The sequence below is a fragment of the Kribbella sp. VKM Ac-2571 genome, assembly GCF_004362255.1.
In the GTDB taxonomy this organism is placed as follows: domain Bacteria; phylum Actinomycetota; class Actinomycetes; order Propionibacteriales; family Kribbellaceae; genus Kribbella; species Kribbella pratensis.
Genome location: NZ_SNWS01000036.1, coordinates 1 through 16,684, shown reverse-complemented (window position 1 = coordinate 16,684; position 16,684 = coordinate 1). Strand labels below are relative to the sequence as shown.

Genomic DNA, 16,684 nt, shown 5'->3' with positions numbered 1-16,684 from the left:
ATCGCGTGGTCGGTCGGTGAGTACTGCCTGGCGTCGATGCTCACGCTGGCCCGGCGACTGCCCCGGTTCGACAGTGCGGTCCGCGGCGGCGGGTGGAAGCAGACCGAGTACCGGGGGCATGAACTGGCCGGCGCGAAGGTGGGGATCGTCGGCGCGAGCAGCACGGCGCGTGCGTTGATCACGCTGCTCAAGCCGTTCGGCTGCGATGTGGTTGTGTACGACCCGTACCTGAGTGCCGAGCGCGCCGCCGAGCTCGGCGTCCGGCTGGCCGAGCTGCCGGAAACGTCAGACAGCGCCTTCTTGACGATCCACGTGCCGAACGTCCCCGAGACGAAGGGCATGATCTCGCGCGAGCTGATCGAGCGGCTTTCCGACGGTGCGGTCGTGGTCAACTCTTCGCGCGGTCCCGCGATCGATCAACAGGCCTTGCTGGAACACGCCGTCTCCGGGCGGATCTACGCCGCGCTCGACGTCTACGACCCGGAGCCGCCGGAACTTGCCGAGAGCGCTCTCCGTGCGGACAACCTGTTACTCACCCCGCACATCGCCGGCGACACGGCCGAGGGCCACCTCGCGCTCGCGGGATACGTGCTGAAGGACGCCCTCCAGTGGCTCGATAACGGCACCCGAGGCCCCAGCTTCGTAGATCCCGCTCTCTGGTCGATCGCCGCCTGACCCACCTGCGCCGAGCAGACCGAGAGAGGACTGATCATCTTGTCCCGCATCACCCAGGTTGAGGTCTTTGCGGTTGCGGTGCCCTTCGCGCGCCGGTTCGTGCTCGGCAGCGGTGCCGTCGGCTCACCCGACGTCGCCCCCGACCAGGCCGGCGCGGTGATCTTCGTGAAGCTCACCACCGAGGACGGCGTGGTCGGCTGGGGAGAGCAGCGAGCGCTGCCCAGTTGGAGCTACGAGACCGCCGAGACGATGTCGGTCGTCATCCGCCGCCACCTCGCCCCGATCCTGCTCGAACTCACGCCGTTCGACGTCGAACTGTTCCATCAGCGTGCCTCCAAACGCCTCAGCCCGGCCGTCTCGAACGGTTTCCCGTTCGCCCGCGCGGCCGTCGACGTCGCGCTGCACGACGCCGCCGGCAAACTCGCCGGCGTCCCCGTCCACGCACTGCTCGGCGGCAAGATCTACGACGAGATCCCGCTCTGTTCCGCGATCGGGGTCGGCGACCAGGAGACTGTCCGCCAACACGCGCTGCAGTCGTCGGACTATGCGGCGTACAAGGTCAAGATCGGCGGCGATCTGGACGCGGACACCGCTGCGATCGAGACCGTCGCGGAAGTTGCCGACGGCAAACCACTGTGGCTGGACGCCAACCAGTCCTACCGACCGGCCGCACTCAAGCAACTCCTCGACCGGACAGCGCACATCCGCACGATCCACTGCGTCGAGCAGCCGGTCCCGAGCACCGACACGCTTGCCATGGGGCGAGTGCGCGAGCTCATCGATCTTCCGGTCGCAATCGACGAAGGCAGCTTCTCCGCGCAGGACCTCGCTCGCGCGATCCGCCTGAACGCCGCGGACCTGGTCGTGGTCAAGGTCTGCAAGTCGGGCGGACTCCGGAACGCTCTCAAGACCGCCCAGACAGCGCTGGCGGGTGGCGTGGAATTGCTCGGCAGTGGCCTGACCGACTGCGGAATCGCGTTCGCCGCCGCACTGCACGTGTTCAGTCAGCTCGAGCTCGCCCTGCCCGCCGAGCTCAACGGGCCGGAACTGCTGACCGATCTGTACGTCGATGGGCTGAGCATCACCAAGGCCGTCGCAACGGTCCCCTCCGCCCCTGGACTGGGCGTCGAGGTCGACGAGGAGCGCATCCGCGCCGAGTCGATCGACCTGCTGTACCGGTGAGGAGATCTATGAGCACAAAACTGACCCGCCGCAGCGTGCTCCGGCTCGGCGGACTGGCCGGTATCGCGTTCGCGGCCGGCTGTTCCTCGGGGCCACCGGCCGGCACCGCCACCTGGTCGATGTGGTCGAGCAGCGCTGCCGAGAAGAAGGTCTGGGAGGACTTCGGCAAGTACGTCGAGCACCAGCTCGGCGTCAAGTCGGTCGCCACCCTGACCCCGTCGAGCGGCTACCCGACCAAACTCGACCTGCAACTCGTCAGCGGTACGGCGAGCCTGGTCACCGCGCTGAACGGCACCCTGATCCCGACGTACGCCGCCCGCGGCGCGCACCGGCCGCTCGACGACCTGATTGCCGCCGACCCCGACTTCAAGCTCGACGACTTCTACGAGACCAGCCGGAAGATCTCGGGCTTCAACGGCAAGACGTACGCGATCGGCTTCGACGTCGCCCCGACGGTCATGTACTACAACAAGGACCTGCTGAAGAAGCAGGGCATCCCGCTGCCGTCCCGGACCGAACCGATGTCCTGGGCAACGTTCCGGAATCTCGCCAAGCAGCTCACCAAGCCCGGCGAGCAGTACGGCTTCACCTGCGCGCCGGCCATCGACGACCTGGTGTCGTGGATCTACTGCGCCGGCGGGAACGTGATGAGCGCCGACGCGAGCCGCAGTACGCTCGGCGATCCCGAGGCGATGGAGGCGCTGCAGTTCGTCATCGACCTGTTCGTGAAGGACAAGGTCACGCCGCCGATCAAGAATCTGGTCACCGAGAGCTCGCTGTCCAACTTCATGCAGGGCAACGTCGCGTTCATGCAGAACGGGCCCTGGCAGGTCGTGAATGCCCGCAAGGCCAAGTTCGACTGGGACATCATCCCGTTCCCCGCCGGTGCCAATGGAAGCACACCGCGCGTTTCGGGTTCCAGCTTCGCCATTTCATCGGGGGTACGCGAGGGCGCTGAGCTCGACCTCGCGTGGAAGCTGCTCAAGACGCTCACCAGCACCGGCGCGCTCGACATCTACGCCAAGGCCGGCCGCAACAACCCGGCCCGGCTCAGCGCCGGGAGCGCGTTCCAGCCGCCGCCCGACAACCTCGGGATCGTCCAGGACATCCTGGCCGGCAAGGTCGCCGGCGGCCACGCCTTCGACGTCACCACGAACTGGAACCAGGTCAAGCAGTTGCTCGGTCAGGATCTCCCGCGGACGTTCCTCGGCCAGGTCAGTGTCCCGGAAGCCATCAACGGTCTGACGCCGCGACTCGACGTACTGATGCGGCAGCATCTCGACACCGTTCGCCAGGCCACGGCCAGGAAGGGGTGAGCGTGATGGCCATTTCCACAGCAGACACCGCGCCCGTATCCACCACACCGGCACCAGTCAGGCACGCCCCACCGCCGCGTTGGCGGAGCCGGGAAGCACTCACTGCCTGGCTCTTCATCCTGCCCAGCCTGATCGGCTTCCTGGTCTTCACCGCCGGACCGGTCGTCGCCGCCGGCGTCATCTCACTGCTGAACTGGAACCTGTTCAGCCCGCCCACCTGGGCCGGCCTGCACAACTTCGCCCGCCTCGGCCCCGATCCGACGTTCTGGTCCGCGCTCGGCAGTACGGCGTACTTCACCCTGGTGAGCGTCCCGCTGACGATCCTGGTGAGCCTCCTGCTGGCGCTGCTGCTCAACCAGGGGCTGAAGCGGATCGCGGTCTTCCGCAGCCTCCTGCTGTTGCCGTACGCAACCATCACGGTGGCGGTCGCGTTCGTCTGGATCTGGCTCTACATCCCGCACGACGGCCTGGTGAACGCCGTGCTCGGTTGGTTCGGCATCAACGGCCCGGCCTGGCTGATCTCGGATACCTGGGCGATGCCCGCGCTGATCCTGATGAGCGTCTGGAAGAGCTTCGGCTTCGGCATGGTCGTGTTCCTCGCCGGTCTCCAGGCGATCCCGCAACAGCTCTACGAGGCGGGCCGCGTGGACGGTACGTCGCCGTGGAAGAGCTTGCGGCACATCACGCTGCCGATGCTGTCCCCTGCGCTGTTCTTCGTGATCGTCACGTCGGTGATCGGATCGTTCCAGGTCTTCGACCAGGCGCTGATCATGACGAACGGCGGCCCGGGCACCCGCACCACCACGCTGGTCATGTACATCTACCGGACCGGCTTCGAGAACTACGACCAGGGGTACGCCGCCGCGCAGTCGCTGGTCCTGTTCGCGTTCATCGTGCTGATCACCGCAGGCCAGTTCCTGTTCCAGCGGAAGTTGGTGCACTATGACAACTGAGATCCGGCGCAAGCTTGTTGTCTTCACCTGCTTCCTGGTCACCGCGATCACGCTGGTCCCGGTCGTCATGATGGTGCTCGTCGCGTTCCAGTCCGACGGTGAGTCGATGGCCGCGAAGCCGTCGTTCTGGCCGAGCAGCTGGCATCCCGAGAACCTGACCCGCGCGTTCGAACTCGTCCCGCTCGGCAAGTACCTGCTGAACACGATCTACTTCGCCGCCGGTACGACGCTGCTCGAAACGGTCACCGCGGCGCTCGCGGCGTACGCGTTCGCGCGGCTGAACTTTCCCGGCCGGAGCTGGCTGTTCGGCATCTACCTCGCGACATTGATGATCCCGTCGCAGGTGACGCTGATCCCGCAGTTCGTGCTGGTCGCGAAGCTGCACGGGATCGACACCTGGCCGGGCATGATCCTGCCGCACGCGTTCACCGCCATCGGCGTGTTCCTGCTCCGGCAGTTCTTCCTCGGCATCCCCCGCGACTACGAGGAGGCCGCCCGGCTGGACGGCGCCAACCGGTGGCAGGCGTTCGTCCGCGTCATCGTGCCGCTCGCGGTGCCGGCCATCGCGACGCTGGCGGTCTTCAAGTTCATCGGCCAGTGGAACAACCTGCTGTGGCCGTTGGTGATCTCCAACAGCGACGCCACCCGGACCGCATCGGTCGGCCTGCAGGTGTTCCAGGACACCAACGGCACCCAGTGGAACCTGCTGCTGATGGCGGCGACCGTCACCACCGTGCCCCTGATCGTCCTGTTCTTCCTCACGCAACGCTGGTTCGTCCGAGGTATCACGATGAGTGGGCTGGGAGGCCGCTGAACATGACCTATCTGTGGTCCGTCTTCACCAAACCGTGGATCGGGTTGCCCGGTGACGAGCTCGGCCGGTTGATCTCCGGACTCGGATTCGCGGGCGCCGAGGTCCCGGTGCGGGACACGGCGTACGTGACGCCTGCGACCGCCGAGGCCGAGCTGCCGAAGTTCACAGCGCAGTTACGGGCCGAGGGCATCGAACCGATCAGCGTCGCGAGCGAGCTGTCCGAACAGGTGTTCGCGGCGTGCGCGGACTCCGGCGTGCCGATGATCCGGATCATGGCCGACCTCGGCCCCGACGGCTACGCGGCTTCCGTACGACGCAATCGCGAGCTGCTCGAGACCGCCGTCGTACTCACCGAGCGGTACGACGTACAGGTCGGGGTGCAACCGCATCACGGGCGATATGTCTCGTCGACGCTCGGCGTACTGCAGCTGCTCGAGGGGTTGCCCGATCGGTTCAAGCTGGTGTGGGACGCGGCGCACGACGCGCTCGCCGGTGATCATCCCGCAGTCACGCTGGAGCTCGGCGCGGACCGGCTCGGCATCGTGAACCTGAAGAACGTCCACTACGTCCGCGCGGAACGCGGCTGGACGACGAACTTCGTCGAGGCCGAGGACGGATTGTCCGACTGGCCGGCCGTGTTCGCGACGTTGCGGCAGCTCAAGTACACCGGCCCGATCTGCCTGACGGGTCAGTACTCCGATGCGGGCGTACCGGTGGAGACCCGGCTCGAAAGAGATCTTCGATTCGCTGTCACATCGGCCGCGCAGCATCCGTCAAGGGAGTGAAATCAACAGACCACAGCCTTTGGAGAACCTCCCATGCAAGCACGGATGACCAACCCCGCAATGGTTCTGCCCGACGCCACGAAGGGCATCCAGAACATCTACAAGGCGATCGGGCAGTCCGGCGCCGACGGCAAGACGCTCGAACTCGTGCACCTGCGCGCCAGTCAGATCAACGGCTGCTCGCCGTGCGTCTTCGGCGGCGTCAAGTCGGCCCTGAAGAACGGTGAGTCCGACGAGCGGCTGCACCAGGTCGCGGCGTGGCGCGACTCCGACCTGTTCACCGACGCCGAGCGGGCCGCACTCGAGATGACCGAGGCCGCGACCCGGCTGGCCGACAACCCGACCGCGGTCACCGACGAGATCTGGAACGCCGCCGCCGATCACTTCGACGAGAAGGAACTGTCGGCGATCATCCTGATGATCGGGCTCACCAACCTGTTCAACCGCATCAACACCACGGTGCGGGAGCCCGCCGGCGCCACCTGGTAGTCACTACGCTGGGCCCCGGATGTCGAGAAGATGTCCGGGGCTCCGACGTGCCCGGGTGAATGGAGGCAAGCGATGAAATACATGCTGCTGATCTACGGGAACGAACAGACGTGGGACACCTTGCACGCCGAAGGCATCGACCAGGTGATGGAACAGCACGGCAAGCTCATCGACGAGCTGAAGGCGCGCGGTGAGCATGTCGACGACAGGCCGCTGACCATCGCGAACTCGCGGGTGGTCCGGGTCCGGGACGGCGTTGCGACGGTGACGGACGGACCGTTCACCGAGGCCAAGGAAGTGCTAGCCGGCTACTACATCGTCGACTGTGCGAGCCTGGATCGCGCAACCGACATCGCCGCGCGGCTGCCGGAGGCGCCGTACTCGCCGATCGAGATCAGGTCGTTCACCGACCCGGCGGAGAGCTGACCAGCTGTACTGTCCAGCGGCTTGCCGGCCTCAGCTGGGCGTTGGACACCTGAGACCGGCGAGTCACTGACTCGGACCGTCTACGTCCCGGCAGGTTCGCGGGACGCGAGGATGACCCCACCTGAGGCGGGCTGATCACCCATGCCCCGGCCACCTTGGACGTACACAGTGCTACCGGGCGCCGGCGCCTGGGCACCGTCGCCGAGTCGGAGCGTGGTCGTCATACCGTTGCTCAGTCTGAGCATCGCCACGCGTCGCGGTCGCACCGACGGAATCGACGAGCTCACCTCGTGGATGCCGGTACACACCGCCGGTTGGATCGAAGCTCGCCCGAGTCCCGCGTTGCCGTGACTCCTCACATCACGGCACTGCTCGGCAAGCCTTGTCATCGCTGACACACTTCCCCCTTCTCATCGTTACTGCCCCCGAGTGTTGGCGGTTGCGGTCGCACCGAACACCTCGTCCTCACGGCACGGCCGCACACTCCCCCGTCCTTCCCGCACCCGGAAACGACGCGGAAGTGATCAGGCAACCCTCGCTGAGAGTGACGACGTTTTCAAGGGATCGTGACCGGAATCCCGACTTTCGGAATCAGCGTGCGGTGCTGGCGCGCTCGACCACGCGGTGCGGGATGATCACCCGGCGTGGCGGTGCATCCTTGTCCGCCATGCGCTCGGCCAGCAGGTCGAGGGCCGCGGCCACGAACTCCCTGCGGTCGAAGGCGATCGTGGTCAGCGGCGGAATCATGAACTGACTGTCGAGGATGTCGTCGAACCCGGCCACCAGGACCTGCTTCGGTACGTCGATGCCCGCGCTCCACAGCGTGGACAAGGCGCCGGAGGCCATCGTGTCGGTGAAGCAGAAGAACGCGTCCGGCAACTCGTGCTCGGCCAGATACTTCCCGACCACGGTCGCGGCGCCCTCGGGCCGCCAGCGGTCGAGGCTGATCTCCAGGCTCGGATCGATCGGTACGCCGGCCTCCTCGAGCGCCTGGCGATACCCCGCGGTCCGCAGCCGCGACGCCGCCGTACCCGGGGATTCGGCCGATCCGCCGAGGATTCCGGCTCCGCTCGAGCCGCGCGGGATCTCCGGCGTACCGACGGCCGCGATCCGCCGGCAGCCCTGCGCCAGCAGGTGTTTCGTCAGGTCCCGCGCGGCCGCGACGTTGTCGATCGCGACCTGGCTCACCACGTCCTGGTCGACGTCACCGATCAGCACGAGGGGCGGTAGCGGACCGGCCGTCGTCACCGCACTGTCGTCGAGGTTCACCGGGTTCAGGATCAGGCCGTCCACCAGGTACGCGCGGGCCTTCGAGAGCAGTTCGAACTCGCGCTTGGGCTCGGCCGCGGTCTGCTCGATCTGCACACCCCAGCCGCGCTCGTGGGCGAGCTCGACGACCAGGTGGACGATCTCCGCGGAGTACGGCCTGAGCAGGTCGGGCAGAGCCAGCGCGATCATGCCGGAACGGCCGTTGCGCAGGCCGCGCGCGCTCATGTTCGGCACGTAGTCGAGCTCGGCGAGCGCGCTCTCCACCCGGGCCCGGGTCTCGGGGCGCACGAAGACGACGCCGTTGATCACGTTCGACACCGTCTTCGGCGACACCCCGGCGAGCTTGGCGACATCTTTGACGGTGGGACGCATGCCGCCCATTGTCACACCTGGCATTCGTTGTCACGTATCAACGCGTGACGAAGGCACCGCCGTTCACGTGCAGGACGTGGCCGGTGAGGTGGCGGGCTGCGGGTGAGGCGAGGAAGTGGATCGTGCCGGCGATGTCGTCGACCTGGCCTTCGCGTTTGGTCAGCGTTGCCTGGAGCAGACTCTCGCGGCGCTCGGCGGTGAGCCGCCCCTGGAAGAACTCGGTCTCGGCGGTGAAACCCGGCGCGACGACATTCGACGTCACTCCCCGAGGCCCCAGCTCGGTCGCCACGTCGACGTTCCACATCGCCAGCGCGGCCTTCGAGGCGCCGTACGAACCCGGCCCGCGAGCGCCGGCGATCGAGCCCAGATGGATGACGGCGGTGGTCAATCGGGGTGCGAGGGCGGTTGTCGTGAGCACTGCGCTGATCAGGTTGGCCTCGAGGTTCGCCAGCCAGTTCGCCTTCAGTTGCGCGAGATCACCGTCCGGCCGACCGAAGTCGGTGTTGCCACCGGCATTGTTGACCAGGGCATCGACCCGCTCGGGCAGTTCGTCCAGCAGCCGCTCCACCTGCGCCGGATCGGTCGCGTCGCACACCACTGCCTTGACTCCGAGATCAGCGGCGGTCTTCGCGAGTATGTCGGCGCGCCGGCCGGTGATCACCACGTCGTCACCGTCAGCACGGAACCGTTCCGCGGTCGCCCGCCCGATCCCGGTCGCTCCCCCGGTCACCACGATCGTTCTCATCTTGAGATCCTCACGTTTAGCTCTAAATGTTTAGACCTAAACGTACCATGGGTCCCGTGGTCGACAACTACCCGCTCGATGCTCCGAGTCCGTACCCCGCCGCCGAGATCGCCCGCGCCTGGCAGCGGGAACGCCCGGGTACGCCGACCGACTCGATCGAGATCGTCACTCCCCTGTGGCGGCTGGCGAAGCTGTTCGCCGACGACCGGCGCCGGGTGCTCGCGGACGCCGGCGTGGATCCCGCGACGCTCGATCTGCTCAGTGTGCTGCGGCGCGCGGGCACGCCGTACGAGCTCAGTACGCGCGAACTGTCCCGCCGTACGCTCGTCACCGCCGGGGCGATCTCGCAGCGGGTCGCCCGCGCCGAGGCCGGCGGACTGGTCACCCGGCGGTCCGCGGCCGACGGGAGCCGCTCGGTCGTCGTCACGCTCACCGAAGCCGGGCACGACCTGATCGAGCGGACGGTCGACCAGGTGCTCACGCGCGAGTCCGAACTGGTCGGGTCACTGTCCACCACCGCGCGCACCCAGCTCGCGGGCCAGCTCCAGGAGTTGCTCGACGAGGTCGCCCGGGTTGCTCGCAAACCTTCCTGACGGCGTTGAAACTTTTGCCCAGCGAATTGGGCTGGTAGGCGGAGCCAAGTTTGCCCGGGCGGTTCAATGAGACCATTGAAGGATGCTTCCTGCTGACAGCCACGACGTCATCCAGGTGCGCGGCGCCCGCGAGAACAACCTCAGCGGCGTCTCGCTCGACATCCCGAAACGCCGGCTCACCGTGTTCACCGGAGTCTCCGGTTCCGGCAAGTCCTCACTCGTCTTCGACACCATCGCCGCCGAGTCCCAGCGGCTGATCAACGAGACCTACACCGCGTTCGTGCAGAACTTCATGCCGAGCCTCGGCCGGCCGGACGTCGACGCGCTGCGGAACCTGTCCGCCGCGATCATCGTCGACCAGGAACGGATCGGCGCCAACGCCCGCTCCACCGTCGGTACGGCGACCGACGCCCACACCATGCTCCGGGTGTTGTTCAGCCGCGCCGGTACGCCGTACGCCGGTCCGCCCTCGGTCTTCAGCTTCAACCGGGCCGAAGGCATGTGCCCGGTGTGTGAGGGGCTCGGGCGGACCACCGAGTTCAACCTCGACGAGCTCGTGGACCGCGACAAGACCCTCAATCAGGGCCCGATCAAGGCGCCTGGGTACTCGGTCGACAGTTGGCACTGGCAGCTGATGGCCCAGTCGGGTCTGTTCGACGCAGATCTTCCGCTGAAGGACTACCCGGCGCAGGCGTGGCAGCAGTTCCTGTACCAGGAGCCGATGAAGATCCGGGTCGGGAAGAGCAACCTGACCTTCGAAGGACTCATCAGCAAGCTGAAACGGCAGTACCTGAGCAAGGATCCGCAGTCGATGCAGAGTCACGCGCGGGCGTTCGCCGAGCGCGCGATCCGGCAGGAGACATGCCCGGAGTGCCACGGCGTACGGCTCAATGCCGCGGCCCGGAGTGTGACCGTGGACGGGCGCACGATCGGTGAGTGTTCGGCGATGCAGATCAGCGATCTGGCCGAGTTCGTTGCCGGGGTCAAGCATTCGGGCGTCGGTCCGATGCTCGACGGGCTACGAGAGCTGCTCGAGTCCTTCGTGACGATCGGTCTCGGGTACCTGAGCCTGGATCGGGAGTCGTCGACGCTGTCCGGCGGTGAGGCGCAGCGGGTGAAGCTGGTGCGTCATCTCGGGTCCAGCCTCAGCGATGTCACCTACGTCTTCGACGAGCCGACGGTCGGCCTGCATCCGCACGACATCCAGCAGATGAACGACCTGCTGCTGCAACTGCGGGACAAGGGCAACACGGTGCTCGTCGTCGAGCACAAGCCGGAGACGATCCGGATCGCCGATCACGTCGTCGACCTCGGCCCGGGCGCGGGCCTGTCCGGCGGGCGGCTCTGCTACGCCGGCGACGTGGACGGTTTGAAGGCGTCCGGGACGCTCACCGGGCAATACCTCGATCACCGCGTGACGGTGCGGGACGACGTACGGCGGCCGACCGGGAAGATCTCGATCGAGCACGCGTCGCTGCACAATCTGCGCGATGTGAGCGTGGACGTTCCGCTCGGCGTACTGACGGTGGTGACCGGAGTCGCGGGTTCCGGGAAGAGTTCGCTGATCCACGGCTCGCTGGCCGGGCGGGACGGCGTGATCATCGCGGGGCAGGAACCGATCCGCGGGTCGAAGCGGAGCAATCCGGCGACGTACACGGGTCTGCTGGACCCCATTCGCGCGGCCTTCGCCAAGGCGAACAAGGTGAAACCAGGTTTGTTCAGCGCGAACTCGGTCGGTGCCTGCCCGACCTGCAAGGGCATCGGGCTGGTGTACACGGACCTCGCGATGATGGCCGAGGTCGCGTCGGTGTGCGAGGACTGCAACGGGGCCCGGTTCACGGCCGAGGTGCTCGGGTATCGGTTGCGCGGCAAGAACATCAGTGAAGTACTGCGGATGACGGTGGCCGAGGCGCGGGAGTTCTTCGGGCCGAGTTCAGCACAGACGGCGCGGACGATCCTGGACCGGCTCGCGACGGTCGGGCTCGGGTACATCGGGCTCGGGCAGCCGCTGACGACGCTGTCGGGCGGTGAACGTCAGCGGCTCAAGCTGGCGATCAACATGGGCCGGACCGGGTCGATCTACATCCTGGACGAGCCGACGACCGGACTGCATCTCGCCGACGTCGACAAGCTCCTCGGCATGCTCGACACGCTCGTGGACCGGGGAAACACGGTCATCGTGATCGAGCACCACCAGGCGGTGATGGCGCACGCCGACTGGCTCATCGACATCGGCCCGGGAGCCGGCCACGACGGCGGTCGGGTCGTCTTCACGGGCACCCCCGCTGACCTGGTCGAGAGCAGCCCGACCATCACCGCGGAGCATCTGCGCGAGTACGTGTCAGTGGCCTGAGAAGCGGTTGATATCTGCTAGTTCCTCGGTCAGGTCCGCCGGTTGGAAGAGGTCGACCGCGAGGGTGGCGTGCTGCCAGGTCCCGATCGGGCGGCCGGCTTGCACGACTGCGGGACGCAGCATGCCACCGCCGGGGAAGATCGACGTCGGCAGGTCGAAGTGGCGGTTCTGATAGCCGAGTAGGTAGGCGTCGAACTCGCCCAGCAGGCGTACGTCGTGACAGCCCGGGAGATCGTCGACGGCGTGGAGTACAGGGAGGTCAGTGGTCTCGACCTCGAAGGAGGTCGTGGCCACCGCCTCCACGGCTCGGCGCGCGAGTGGGACCGGCAGACCGGACCAGGTGGCGAAGTCGCGTGGGGTGGCTGGGCCGTAGGCAGTCAGGTAGCGGCCGGCCAGGTCCTCGGGGTCTCCCTCGAGAACCAGCGGTTTGCCGAGCCAGTCGCGGACGGCGACCCAGGTTTCGCCGGGGCCGTAGCACAGGCGTCCGAGCAGACCGGCGTACCGGATGAGTGCGTACACCGCCTGTCCTTTGGGCTCTGCGATCAGTCCGGCGCGCACCAGGACATCGGCCAGTTCGGCGCGGCTGCTCGGGCCGTGGGTCAGCAACCAGTCCTCGAGTACGTCGGCGGCCTCGGCGCGGACGCGGTCCGGCAGGCCGAGTTCGCCGTACCGGCGTTCGGTGTCCTTGATCAGTTTCGGGCCGAGCAGGCCGAGCAGCGGGCCGGCGTCCTCGGTCGCGACGAGTTGGAGGGTGCCGCGCATGAACCAGCCGCGGATCACGGAGCGGTCGGTTTCCTGGGCGGTCGCGACGTCGGCGAGCGTGGTCGCGGTCGATCGGGCACGGACGGCGTACGACGCTCCTCGCCAGGTCTGGGCCTGGAGTCCCCCCGCCCGGCGTACGACGTCGGCCACCCCTCCGGGGCCGGCCTCGTTCACCGGACGCGCGAGGCAGTTGGCCTGCATCCTGGCCGCCAGTAACCAGTCCACAGACCTCCGCGTCACCCCTGCATGACACCACGAACCGGGCCGGAGCGCATCCCCCTCACCAATTTGCCTGGCCCACCCATGAAATGAGGGGTTCGTGACCCGGGTTCAGGGTCACGAACCCCTCATTTGCCTGGTCAGCCAGGCAAACGTGGATCGGTCAGAGGGCGGGTTGGACGAGGCCGGCGTACGCCGACTGGCCGGTCACGTTCGGGTGGTAGGACTCGCTGACCGGGTTGGACAGGCCGTTGATCCACTCCGGGCTGCCGCACACCGCATGCCCGATGAAGCTCGACGTCGGGTTCACCCAGGTGAAACCGGCCGCGCTCGCGGAAGCCGAGATCTTCGAGTTCAGCAGGTCGGCGGTCGCGTTCAGCTTGGTCATCTCGTCGGGGCTGAAGAACGTGCCGGCGTTGCAGTCGGTGCCGTTGAACAGGCGCGGGTACCCGACCACGACGACCTTCGCCGAGGACGCCCGGCTGCGGATCGACGAGTACAGCGTGTTGAGCCGGCCGGGCAGCGTGTTGTTGATGATCGACTGCGCGTTCGCGACCGCGCCGGAGCAGTCGGCGAGCCAGGACGGCTTCGCGCATTCGGTGATCACCGACGAGAACCCGGCGTCGTTGCCGCCGACCTGGACGGAGACGATGTTGGTCGAACTGGTCACCGACGGCAGTTGATTCGCGGTCACATCGGAGACCCGCGCGCCGGAGCAGGCAACGAATGTGAGATTGGCGCCGATGCGGCCGGCATCGATGTACGCGTAGGCCTTCGTGGAGCGCTGGCAGGACCCGCTGCTCTCGATGTACGAGCGGGTCCCGACACCGGACGCGTACGAGTCGCCGAGCGCGACGTAGTTCGGTGCCGCGGCATGCGCGACACCTGGGCTGAGGAGCATCGCGGCACCGAGGGCCGCGGCAGTGAGCAAACTGGTGAATGACTTCATGGGGGCGGACCGCCTTTGCCTGAGCGGGGGGTAGCGACTGAAGTACTCAACGTCACCTTCGCTGACTGGCGAGTAACACACAAGGGGCTGGTAACAAATTCACCGTGGATTCCAGGTGACTGTCACCAACTAGCCGTCCCAGGACGACAGACCCGGCCCCGTCGGCAAGGGATAACAACCGTCCACCAGCTGCACGCCGGCGGGCAGCAGCCCGCTCTCCACGTAGATCGTGTTGGGCAGCGCCGCCAGCACATGAATGTGCGCACCGCCGCCGTGCGATGCGTACGGAATCCCGAACCCAGCCGCCATCAACCCGATCTCGAGGCAGTCCGTCAACCCACCCGCCCGTCGCAGATCGGGTTGTACGACGCCCACGCCGCCGCGCGCGATCAGGTCCCGGAACGCGGCCTGCCCGTAGCGGTTCTCGCCCGTCGCGATCGGGATGTCCAGCTTCTCCGCCAGCCGCACATGATCGTCGGTGTCCCCCGCCGGCAGCGGCTCCTCGAACCACCGGCAGTCGAGTTCTTCGTACACCCGGCCGCGCCGCAGCGCCTCGGCGTACCCGAAGGCCTGATTGGCGTCGACCATCAGCGGCGCATCCGGCCCGATCACGTTGCGGACCGCCTTGATCCGCTGCACGTCCTCGGTCAGCGGCCCGCCGCCGACCTTCATCTTGACGCCCCGGAACCCCTGCTCCATCGCCTGCGCGGACACCCGCTCCAGACCGGCGACGTCGAGCTCGAGCCAGCCGACCATCGCGTACGACGGGATCGCGGTCCGCTGCGTACCGAGCAGCTTCCACACCGGCACCCCCAGCGACTTGCCGAGCAGGTCCCACAGCGCCTGGTCGATCGCCGAGATCCCGTACGACGACAGTCCCGCCGTCCCCTGGTAGTCGGTGAGGGTCTGCAGCTGCTGGCGGATCCCGCGGATGAGTGCCGGATCCTCGCCGATGATCGCCGGCGCCAGCTGGTCGGTGACGATCTTCGCCAGCACATCCGGTGAGCTCTCGACGCGACCGAAGTACGTCGTACTCACGCCGCTGACGCCTTCGTCGGTGTCGATGCGGACCCTGGTGACGCCGTTGCGATCGAGCAGCTGGATCGCGTCGCGCACCGGATGGGCTTTGGGCTCCGACGTGACCTCGACGGTGACCGCAGTGATCTTCATGAACGCTCCGGACCGGGGACGGAGCGGGGATCGAATCCGTACGGCAGCTCGAGACGGTGCGCGGCCATCAGGTCGGCGTCGCCGAGCAGGTCACGGGTCTTGCCGTCAGCCACGATCCGGCCGCCGTCCATCAGCAGGCTCCGCTCGCACAACTGCAGCGCGTACGGCAGGTCGTGGGTGATCATCAGCAGTGTGACGTCGAGCCCGGCGAGGATGTCGGCGAGCTCGCGGCGGGCGGCGGGATCGAGGTTGCTGGACGGCTCGTCGAGGACCAGTACTTCGGGACGCATCGCGAGGACCGTGGCGACGGCGACCCGTCGGCGCTGACCGAACGACAGGTGGTGCGGGGCGAGGTTGGCGTGGTCCTGCATGCCGACCTGGACCAGCGCTTCGTGGACGCGATCGTCGAGCTCCGAGCCGCGCAACCCGAGGTTGGCGGGCCCGAAGGCCACGTCGTCGCGGACCGTCGGCATGAACAGCTGGTCGTCCGGGTCCTGGAAGACCAGACCGACCTTGCGTCGGATCTCGGTCAGGTGCTCCCGGTGCAGCCCAGTGCCGCCGATCTGGATGCGGCCGCTCCCGGTCCCACCTGCGACCGACCCGAGGATGCCGTTCAGATGCAGCACGAGCGTCGTCTTGCCGGCGCCGTTCGGACCGAGCAGCGAGACCCGCTCGCCACGCTCCACGCTGAAGTCGACGCCGAACAGCGCCTGCCGCCCGTCGGGATAGGCGAACACCAGCCGCTCGACCTGAATCGCAGGACCGCTCACAAGCTCACCACCCTAGCCGCGACCGCGATCGCCACGGCGGCGAGGGAGATCGCCAGACCCTCGAGCCACTGTGCCCGGGTCGCGCCCGAGACGCTGAGCAGCGGCATTCGGCCGGTGTAGCCGCGCGAGCGCATCGCCAGATGGACACGCTCGCCCCGCTCGAAGCTCCGGACGAACAGAGCGCCCACTCCCCCTGCGACTGCCTTCAGATGACCGACTCGGCCACCGGTGTACCCGCGGGATTCCCGAGCAACCCGCATCCGGTGCAGGTCGTCCGAGACCACGCTCAGGTAGCGAACCATGAACGACAGGATCGCCACGAGAGTCGCGGGCAGTCGCAGCCGCTCGAGCCCGGCCAGCAGCTCGCGCGGCGCGGTCGTCGCCGACAGCAGGATTGCTGCGATCACCCCGAGCGTCCCCTTCGCCAGCACATTCCAGGCACCGAGCACACCTGACTGGGACAGGTGCAGCCCGAGTACGTCGACCTGCGGGCCGGTCGCGACGAACGGCAGCAACAACGCGAACACGATGAACGGCGTCTCGACCGCGAGCCGTCGCGACACCACAGTCGCCGGCAACTTCGCCACGCCCACAGCCGCAACGAGCATCACGGCGTACAGGCCGAACGCCCAGAAGATCGCGGCCGGTGTGGAGACGACCGCGAGTACGAACACGAACAGCGCGACGAGCTTCACCTGCGCCGGGACGCGGTGGACCGGGCTGTCCACCGCGACGAGCAGACCGTCCCCGGTCACTAGGGCACCATCCTTGCTGTGGGCACCGATATGGTGCTTGCTGTTGGGACTCGGCGGGAGCCGGGGTGACGGTCTAGGTCGGTCGCT

General features: G+C 67.4%; 17 protein-coding genes. 10 read left to right on the top strand and 7 right to left on the bottom strand.

All coding sequences use genetic code 11. The features are described 5' to 3' along the window. From EV651_RS41010 to EV651_RS40975, 8 genes are all read left to right on the top strand, one after another. Positions 1-675 (top strand): NAD(P)-dependent oxidoreductase (locus EV651_RS41010; protein ID WP_133791632.1); only part of this gene is annotated, 675 nt, incomplete at its 5' end. A gap of 39 nt (positions 676-714) precedes the next feature. Further along, the gene (locus tag EV651_RS41005; protein WP_133791630.1) at positions 715-1,857 is read left to right on the top strand and encodes a mandelate racemase/muconate lactonizing enzyme family protein; all 1,143 of its coding nucleotides are present in this window, start codon (positions 715-717) and stop codon (positions 1,855-1,857) included. Between the two features lie 8 nt (positions 1,858-1,865). Next, positions 1,866-3,173 carry a sugar ABC transporter substrate-binding protein gene (locus EV651_RS41000; protein WP_133791628.1) on the top strand — a complete coding sequence of 436 codons (1,308 nt, stop codon included), beginning with the start codon at positions 1,866-1,868 and terminating at the stop codon, positions 3,171-3,173. A 5-nt stretch (positions 3,174-3,178) separates the two neighbouring features. Next, positions 3,179-4,126: a carbohydrate ABC transporter permease gene (locus EV651_RS40995; protein WP_133791626.1), complete on the top strand. Its 948-nt coding sequence runs from the start codon at positions 3,179-3,181 to the stop codon at positions 4,124-4,126. After that, positions 4,116-4,940, top strand: a complete 825-nt coding sequence (locus EV651_RS40990) for a carbohydrate ABC transporter permease (RefSeq protein WP_133791624.1) — start codon at positions 4,116-4,118, stop codon at positions 4,938-4,940. Before EV651_RS40995 ends, EV651_RS40990 begins: the two co-directional genes overlap by 11 nt. Before the next feature lie 2 nt (positions 4,941-4,942). After that, complete coding sequence (locus EV651_RS40985) at positions 4,943-5,725, top strand: sugar phosphate isomerase/epimerase (RefSeq protein ID WP_133791622.1); 783 nt, start codon at positions 4,943-4,945, stop codon at positions 5,723-5,725. Positions 5,726-5,770: 45 nt separating this feature from the next. Then, positions 5,771-6,214, top strand: a complete 444-nt coding sequence (locus EV651_RS40980) for a carboxymuconolactone decarboxylase family protein (RefSeq protein ID WP_238157550.1) — start codon at positions 5,771-5,773, stop codon at positions 6,212-6,214. Positions 6,215-6,286: 72 nt separating this feature from the next. Further along, positions 6,287-6,640: a YciI family protein gene (locus tag EV651_RS40975; protein ID WP_133791618.1), complete on the top strand. Its 354-nt coding sequence runs from the start codon at positions 6,287-6,289 to the stop codon at positions 6,638-6,640. Between the two features lie 591 nt (positions 6,641-7,231). Here EV651_RS40975 and EV651_RS40970 read toward each other — a convergent pair. Together EV651_RS40970 and EV651_RS40965 are read right to left on the bottom strand one after the other, a co-directional pair. Continuing rightward, a complete protein-coding gene (locus EV651_RS40970; protein ID WP_133791616.1) occupies positions 7,232-8,281 on the bottom strand; it encodes a LacI family DNA-binding transcriptional regulator in 1,050 nt (349 codons plus the stop codon). A gap of 37 nt (positions 8,282-8,318) precedes the next feature. Continuing rightward, positions 8,319-9,026, bottom strand: a complete 708-nt coding sequence (locus EV651_RS40965) for an SDR family NAD(P)-dependent oxidoreductase (RefSeq protein WP_133791614.1) — start codon at positions 9,024-9,026, stop codon at positions 8,319-8,321. Positions 9,027-9,082: 56 nt separating this feature from the next. Here EV651_RS40965 and EV651_RS40960 point away from each other — a divergent pair, with 56 nt between their 5' ends. Then, on the top strand, positions 9,083-9,619 hold the full coding sequence (locus EV651_RS40960) for a MarR family winged helix-turn-helix transcriptional regulator (protein ID WP_238157549.1): 537 nt from the start codon (positions 9,083-9,085) through the stop codon (positions 9,617-9,619). Between the two features lie 82 nt (positions 9,620-9,701). Beyond that, the gene (locus tag EV651_RS40955) at positions 9,702-11,972 is read left to right on the top strand and encodes an excinuclease ABC subunit UvrA (RefSeq protein ID WP_133791610.1); all 2,271 of its coding nucleotides are present in this window, start codon (positions 9,702-9,704) and stop codon (positions 11,970-11,972) included. On the opposite strand, the gene EV651_RS40950 is transcribed toward EV651_RS40955, so the two are convergent. The 5 genes from EV651_RS40950 to cbiQ all read right to left on the bottom strand — a co-directional run bounded on the left by EV651_RS40950 (position 11,961) and on the right by cbiQ (position 16,597). Further along, entirely contained in the window at positions 11,961-12,959 is a 999-nt protein-coding gene (locus tag EV651_RS40950; protein WP_133791608.1) for a winged helix DNA-binding domain-containing protein, read from the bottom strand. The two genes, EV651_RS40955 and EV651_RS40950, sit on opposite strands and share 12 nt — an antisense overlap. Before the next feature lie 157 nt (positions 12,960-13,116). Continuing rightward, positions 13,117-13,902 (bottom strand): SGNH/GDSL hydrolase family protein, encoded by a 786-nt coding sequence (locus EV651_RS40945; RefSeq protein ID WP_133791605.1) that lies wholly within the window; start codon positions 13,900-13,902, stop codon positions 13,117-13,119. 129 nt (positions 13,903-14,031) lie between these two features. Further along, complete coding sequence (locus EV651_RS40940; RefSeq protein ID WP_133791603.1) at positions 14,032-15,072, bottom strand: mandelate racemase/muconate lactonizing enzyme family protein; 1,041 nt, start codon at positions 15,070-15,072, stop codon at positions 14,032-14,034. Further along, positions 15,069-15,842 (bottom strand): energy-coupling factor ABC transporter ATP-binding protein, encoded by a 774-nt coding sequence (locus EV651_RS40935; protein WP_133791601.1) that lies wholly within the window; start codon positions 15,840-15,842, stop codon positions 15,069-15,071. Before EV651_RS40935 ends, EV651_RS40940 begins: the two co-directional genes overlap by 4 nt. Beyond that, on the bottom strand, positions 15,839-16,597 hold the full coding sequence (cbiQ, locus tag EV651_RS40930; RefSeq protein WP_202870759.1) for a cobalt ECF transporter T component CbiQ: 759 nt from the start codon (positions 16,595-16,597) through the stop codon (positions 15,839-15,841). The genes EV651_RS40935 and cbiQ overlap by 4 nt, the downstream gene beginning before the upstream one ends. Positions 16,598-16,684: the final 87 nt, after the last annotated feature.

Excerpts from the sequence above, each read along its gene's own strand:
- EV651_RS40965 (WP_133791614.1), bottom strand. The coding sequence starts at position 9,026 with ATGAGAACGATCGTGGTGACCGGGGGAGCGACCGGGATCGGGCGGGCG.
- EV651_RS40945 (WP_133791605.1), bottom strand. The coding sequence starts at position 13,902 with ATGAAGTCATTCACCAGTTTGCTCACTGCCGCGGCCCTCGGTGCCGCG.
- EV651_RS40955 (WP_133791610.1), top strand. The coding sequence starts at position 9,702 with ATGCTTCCTGCTGACAGCCACGACGTCATCCAGGTGCGCGGCGCCCGC.
- EV651_RS40985 (WP_133791622.1), top strand. The coding sequence starts at position 4,943 with ATGACCTATCTGTGGTCCGTCTTCACCAAACCGTGGATCGGGTTGCCC.
- EV651_RS40995 (WP_133791626.1), top strand. The coding sequence starts at position 3,179 with ATGGCCATTTCCACAGCAGACACCGCGCCCGTATCCACCACACCGGCA.
- EV651_RS40970 (WP_133791616.1), bottom strand. The coding sequence starts at position 8,281 with ATGCGTCCCACCGTCAAAGATGTCGCCAAGCTCGCCGGGGTGTCGCCG.
- EV651_RS40980 (WP_238157550.1), top strand. The coding sequence starts at position 5,771 with ATGACCAACCCCGCAATGGTTCTGCCCGACGCCACGAAGGGCATCCAG.
- EV651_RS40940 (WP_133791603.1), bottom strand. The coding sequence starts at position 15,072 with ATGAAGATCACTGCGGTCACCGTCGAGGTCACGTCGGAGCCCAAAGCC.
- EV651_RS40990 (WP_133791624.1), top strand. The coding sequence starts at position 4,116 with ATGACAACTGAGATCCGGCGCAAGCTTGTTGTCTTCACCTGCTTCCTG.
- EV651_RS40975 (WP_133791618.1), top strand. The coding sequence starts at position 6,287 with ATGAAATACATGCTGCTGATCTACGGGAACGAACAGACGTGGGACACC.
- EV651_RS41000 (WP_133791628.1), top strand. The coding sequence starts at position 1,866 with ATGAGCACAAAACTGACCCGCCGCAGCGTGCTCCGGCTCGGCGGACTG.